The organism is Methylobacterium sp. CCH5-D2, from assembly GCF_001556475.1.
In the GTDB taxonomy this organism is placed as follows: domain Bacteria; phylum Pseudomonadota; class Alphaproteobacteria; order Rhizobiales; family Beijerinckiaceae; genus Methylobacterium; species Methylobacterium hispanicum.
Genome location: NZ_LSIX01000625.1, coordinates 1 through 5298, shown reverse-complemented (window position 1 = coordinate 5298; position 5298 = coordinate 1). Strand labels below are relative to the sequence as shown.

Sequence of the window (5298 nt, the reverse complement as noted above, 5' to 3'; positions counted from 1 at the left end):
CCGGAGCGGCGGTACTCGAGACGCTGCGGACCGAGGTCGAGGAAGCCCGCGGCGGGTTCCTCGCAAACCTCGCACGGCCCGGATGCCATCGGCGCTCTCCTGCGTGATCGTGAGGGTCGGGATCGCCGACGGGATCGGCCGGATGCGCTGTCCGGCATCGCGTCCTCACCCGCGCTCGAGGTTGCCCCGCGTCTCCGGCATCATGACCGCGCCGATCAGGTAGGCGACCGTGACCAGCGTCGAGAAGATCGCCAGCACCATCGTGATCTGCCCCGGTCCGTCGGCGGTGAGCGAGACGAGGGTGGGCAGCATGCCCCCCAGCGCGAAGCCGATGTTCCAGCTCAACCCCGTCCCGGTGGCGCGCAGAGCGGTCGGAAAGGTCTCGTTGAGGAAGATCAGCAGCGGGCCGTAGCTCCCGTTCGCCACGAAGGCGAGGAGCATGGCGTAGAGCCCGATCTCGAGGTTGTCCGTGGCGCGTCCGAGCGCCAGGAACAGCACCGGGAAGGCGACGAGCCGCACCGCGCCCATCAGGAGGAAGCAGCGCTTGCGCCCGATATGCTGGCTCAACTCGCCCAGGCCGCAGGCGCCGGCCGCGGCGGCGAGGCTCGCGCCGATCAGCATCATCGAGGCGGTCCCGTTGGGCAGGCCGTTCACGAGCTTCAGCACGGTCGGGAGGTAGCCCACGGTCAGGTAGTAGGCCGAGCCGCCGCCGAAGGAGAGCAGCGAGGCGAGCAGGAAGCTGCGGGCGTGCTCGGCCGAGAACAGGGCCCGCACCGGCGAGACGACCGGCACGGCGTCGGCGCGGCGGGCCGCCTTCGCGGCCTGGAGCTGCCGGAAGATCGGCGATTCCTCGAGGTTGCGGAACAGCACCAGCCCGACCACCGAGGTGAGGAGGCCGGAGAAGAACATCACCCGCCAGCCCCAGGCCGCGAAGGCCTCGCCGGGCGCCAGCAGCGAGACGATCGAGAACACGAGCGAGGCGAGCAGGCCGCCGATCGCCGCGCCGCCGCCCCCGACGGAGCCCGACATCAGGCCGCGCCAGCGCTCGGGCACCGACTCGGTGCCGATCGTGTGCGAGGCCGCGACCACGCCGCCGACGAAGATGCCCTGGATCAGCCGGAAGGCGAGGAAGATCGCGGTGGCGACCCAGCCGATCTGGCCGACGGTCGGCAGGAGGCCGAAGGCGGCCGTCGAGAGGCCGACGCCCATCACCGCCACCATCAGGGCGCGCCGCCGGCCGAAGCGGTCCGCATAGCTGCCGAACAGGGCCGAGCCGAGCGGGCGGATCAGCAGCGTCACCGCGAAGGATGCGTAGGCTCCGGCCAGCGACAGCATCGGCTTGTCGGCCGGGAAGAACAGGGCCCCGACGACCGGCGCCACGTAGAGCAGGATGAACAGGTCGAACAGGTCGAGGCCCCAGCCGAACAACGAGGCGAGCGCCGCGGTCGCGGTCTGGCGCGTGGTCGGCTTCGGCAGGGCCGCGGGTGCGGCCAGCGTCGTGGTGGCGTCCATGTCTCGTCTCCCTCGGGGCTCGCGCGCGAGCCCGCCCCTGTGCCGCCCGCCGGTCTTGATGCCGGCGCGGCGGTCGCGATCCTCGGCTAGCGGCCGGTGAACTGCGGCTGGCGCTTCTCGTGGAAGGCCTCGACGCCCTCGCGGAAGTCGTCCGCCTGGCGCAGGCGGCTGTAGCAGTGGCCCTCGAGTTCGATCGCGATCGCGAGGCTCGAATCCTCGGTGTCGTTGAGGAGCTTCTTGGCGGTGCGCTGGGCGATCGGCGAGAAGGCGCGCAGCTCCTCGACGAGCGCGTCGACCGTCTTCTCGAGGTCCGCGTCGGGGACGCACTCGGTGGCGATGCCCCAGTCGAGCGCCTGCCGTCCCGGGATGCGCTTGGAGCGCATCACGATGTCCTTGGTGCGGGTGATGCCGACGATCTTCTGCAGGCGGGCCGAGCCGCCCGATCCCGGGATCTGGCCGAGCTTCTGCTCGGGGAGCGCGTAGCGGCAGGTCTCGGAGACGATGCGGAAATCGCAGGCGAGCGAGATCTCGAAGCCGACGCCGAAGGTGTAGCCGCGGTTGGCCGCGATCACCGGCTTGGTGCAGCGCGCGGGCGCGGCGATGTTCCAGGCGAGCTTCGAGACGTGCTCGGGCGAGGCCTCCAGGAAGCCCTTGATGTAGCCGCCCGACGAGAAGTGCTCGCCCTCGGCCCTGAGCACGATCACGCGCACCCGCGGATCCTCGTCGAGCGCCTCGAAGGCCTTCCGGATCTCGTCGCGCTGGGGCATCGCGATCACGTTCATCGGCGGCCGGTTCAGGACCACGTCGGCGCGCTCGCGGGCGGGGTCGATCTCGACGCGGAAGCCGTCGAAGTTCGTCAGGCGGGGATCGTCGGTCATCGGCACTCTCGTCTCGGAGGGGGATCGTCTCGGAAGGGGATCGGGTGCGGGTCAGGCGGCGGTCGGCTCGCCGGCGGGCGCCGCCTTGGCCTTGGACTTGGCCTCGGTCTCAGCCCCGGTCTCGGCCTCGTACGCGCCCGCCACGAGCTGGCGGCGCAGGAGCTTGCCGACCGGCGATTTCGGGATCTCGGCCACGAAGACGTAGGCGCGGGGCAGCTTGTGGCTCGGCAGACCGGCGGCGCGGCAATGGGCGTCGAGGGCGGGGCCGTCGGTGCCGTAGCGGCGCTTGACGAAGGCGGTGACGCGCTTGCCCCAGCGCTCGTCGGGCAGGCCGACCACCGCCACCTCGGAGACCGCGGGGTGCAGCGAGAGGCAGCTCTCGATCTCGACCGGCGAGACGTTCTCGCCGCCGGTGATGATCATGTCGTCGACCCGGCCCGTGACGAAGATGTCGCCGTCCGCGTCCGCGAAGCCCGTGTCGCCGGTGAAGTACCAGCCGCCGCGGAACGCCTTCGCGTCCGCCTCGGGGCGCCGCCAGTAGCCCTCGAAGGCCTCGTCGCCGCTGGCGATCACGGCGATCTCGCCCTCCTCGCCGGGAGCGGCGGTCGCCTCCGGGTCGGCGGCGCCGAGCGGCACCACGCGCACCAGGGTGTTGAGGCCGGCCCGGCCCGCGGAGCCGGGCTTCGTGGCGGCGTCCTGGTTGATCGTGAAGGTGTAGACCTCCGACGAGCCGTAATGGTTGACGAAGAGGTCGGGCCGGAACGCCTCGGTGAGCCTCGCGAGCAGGCCGTCGGTCATCGGCGCGCCGGCGAAGCCGAGCTTGCGCACCGAGGCGGTGTCCGTCCCGGCGAAATCCGGGTGGTGCACGAGGTCGTGGTAGAGGGTCGGCACGAGGTAGAGGTTCGTGACCCGCTCGGCCGCGATCAGGCGGAGCGCCCCGGGCACGTCGAAGCGCGGCAGGCAGACGAAGGCCCCGCCGATCAGCGACATGGCGATGAGCGAGCGCACGCCCATCGTGTGGTAGAGCGGCATGACGCCGAGCGTCCGCTCGCCGCGCGCGTAGAGGTTCTGCGCCACATGGGCGAGCGCGGCGGCGCGCTCCGCGCGGTGGCGGCGGGGCACGCCCTTCGGCTTGGCGGTGGTGCCCGAGGTGTAGAGCATCAGCGAGGTGGCCTCCGCGCCGACGCGGGGGCGGGCCGGCTCCGCCCCGGGCCGCGCGAGATCGGCGAAGGAAATCGTCCCCGAGCCCGTGCCCTGGCCGACGGCGATGCGCGGCAGGCTCCGGGCGGCGGCGCTTGCCCGCACGGCGGCGGCCGAGACGGCCTCGTAGGCGAGTGCCCGGGCGTCGGAATTCTCGATCGCGAAATCGATCTCGTCGGGCTTGGCGCGCCAGTTGATCGGCGTCAGCACGAGGCCGGCGAACTGGCAGGCCCAGTGCAGCGTCGCCGCCTCCAGCCGGTTCTGCAGCACGGTGACGAGGTGGTCGCCGGGCTTGAGGCCGAGACGGTCGAGGCCGGCGACCGTGTCGGAGATCCGCGCGTACCAGGCCGCGTAGGTCAGCCGGGTCTCGCCGTCCACGATCGCGAGCGCCCGGGGATCGCGCGAGACGCTCGCGAGGAAGCTGGTGCCGAGGTCAAGCATGGGCCTTCTCCGCGTCGGTCGCCTCTCGGGTCGCGGGCCCGGACGGGTCCTCGCCGCGCAGGATGGCGGCGGCCTCGAGGGCCGCCGCGAGGATCGGGGCATAGCCGGTGCAGCGGCAGAGATGGCCGCCGACGACCTCGGTGAGCTCCGCGCGCCCCGCCCGCGGCCGCAGGCGCAGGTAGGCGTCGAGCGACATCAGGATCCCGGCGGTGCAGAAGCCGCATTGCAGGGCGTGGTGGCGCCGGAAGGCCGCCTGCAGCACGCCGAGGCGTCCGGGCTCGGGAGCCAGCCCCTCGACGGTTCGCAGGTCGCAGCCCTCGACCCCGACCGCCAGCGTCAGGCAGGCGCGGGCCGGCACGCCGTCGATCGCGACCGTGCAGGCGCCGCAGACGCCGTGCTCGCAGCCGACATGCGTCCCGGTGAGCCCGAGCCCATGGCGGAGCGCGTCGGTGAGCAGCGTGCGCGGCTCGACCTCGACCTCGGCGGGCGCGCCGTTCAGGGTGAAGCGCACGCGGTGGCGCGCGCCGGCGTCTAGCTGCGGCATCGGAGAGAGTCCTGTCGTGCCTCGCTCAGCACGCGGCGGCCGAGCTGGCGCACGAGGTCGCGGCGGTAGCGGGCGGTGGCGTGGAGATCCTCGCCCGCGCCGAGGTCCCAGGCGAAGGCGTTGAGGGCGTCGTCGAGGGCGGAGCCGTCGAGGAGCGGGAAGTCCCGCGCGGTCGGCCGGTCGGCGACGCCGCCGACCGCGAGGCGCATGCGCCGGGCGTCCACGACCGCCGCGCAGGCCACGATGGCGAAGTCGCCGTGGCGGCGCCCGACCTCGGCGAAGGCGTAGCCGGTCCCCGCCGCCCGGGTCGGGTAACGGACCGCCTCGATCAGCTCGTCGTCGGCACGCTCCGTGACCATCATGCCGGTGAAGAAGTCCTCGGCGCGCACGCTCCGCCGACGCTTGCGCGCGCGCAGCCGCACCTCGCCCTCCAGCGCCACGAGGCAGAGCGGGATCTCGGCGCTCGGGTCCGCGTGGGCGACCGAGCCGCACAGCGTGCCCCGCGCCCGGGTCTGGACGTGCCCGACCCAGGGCAGAGCGGCGGCGAGCAGCGGCAGGTCGTCGGCGAGCCCCGGCCGGTCGAGCAGGATCGCCTGGCGCACACCCGCCGGGATCACGAGCGCGCCGCGCTCCGGCACCGGCTCGCGCAGGGCCTGGATCCGCATCACGTCGACGAGCACGGCGGGCTTCGTCAGCCGCATGTTGAGCATGGGCAGGAGGGAC

General features: G+C 73.1%; 5 protein-coding genes. All 5 read right to left on the bottom strand.

Annotated features, from left to right (window positions below):
• Nucleotides 1–165 precede the first annotated feature (165 nt).
• Nucleotides 166–1512, bottom strand: a complete 1347-nt coding sequence (locus AX737_RS16775) for an MFS transporter (RefSeq protein WP_066923365.1) — start codon at nt 1510–1512, stop codon at nt 166–168.
• Nucleotides 1513–1598: 86 nt separating this feature from the next.
• Complete coding sequence (locus AX737_RS16770) at nt 1599–2390, bottom strand: enoyl-CoA hydratase-related protein (protein WP_066923362.1); 792 nt, start codon at nt 2388–2390, stop codon at nt 1599–1601.
• A 51-nt stretch (nt 2391–2441) separates the two neighbouring features.
• Nucleotides 2442–4031 (bottom strand): AMP-binding protein, encoded by a 1590-nt coding sequence (locus AX737_RS16765; protein WP_066923359.1) that lies wholly within the window; start codon nt 4029–4031, stop codon nt 2442–2444.
• Entirely contained in the window at nt 4024–4575 is a 552-nt protein-coding gene (locus tag AX737_RS16760) for a (2Fe-2S)-binding protein (RefSeq protein WP_066923357.1), read from the bottom strand. Before AX737_RS16760 ends, AX737_RS16765 begins: the two co-directional genes overlap by 8 nt.
• Nucleotides 4563–5298, bottom strand: a 736-nt coding sequence (locus AX737_RS16755) for an FAD binding domain-containing protein (protein ID WP_066923354.1), incomplete at its 5' end; no start/stop codon positions are given. The genes AX737_RS16760 and AX737_RS16755, both read right to left, overlap by 13 nt.

Excerpts from the sequence above, each read along its gene's own strand:
- AX737_RS16775 (WP_066923365.1), bottom strand. The coding sequence starts at position 1,512 with ATGGACGCCACCACGACGCTGGCCGCACCCGCGGCCCTGCCGAAGCCG.
- AX737_RS16770 (WP_066923362.1), bottom strand. The coding sequence starts at position 2,390 with ATGACCGACGATCCCCGCCTGACGAACTTCGACGGCTTCCGCGTCGAG.
- AX737_RS16765 (WP_066923359.1), bottom strand. The coding sequence starts at position 4,031 with ATGCTTGACCTCGGCACCAGCTTCCTCGCGAGCGTCTCGCGCGATCCC.
- AX737_RS16760 (WP_066923357.1), bottom strand. The coding sequence starts at position 4,575 with ATGCCGCAGCTAGACGCCGGCGCGCGCCACCGCGTGCGCTTCACCCTG.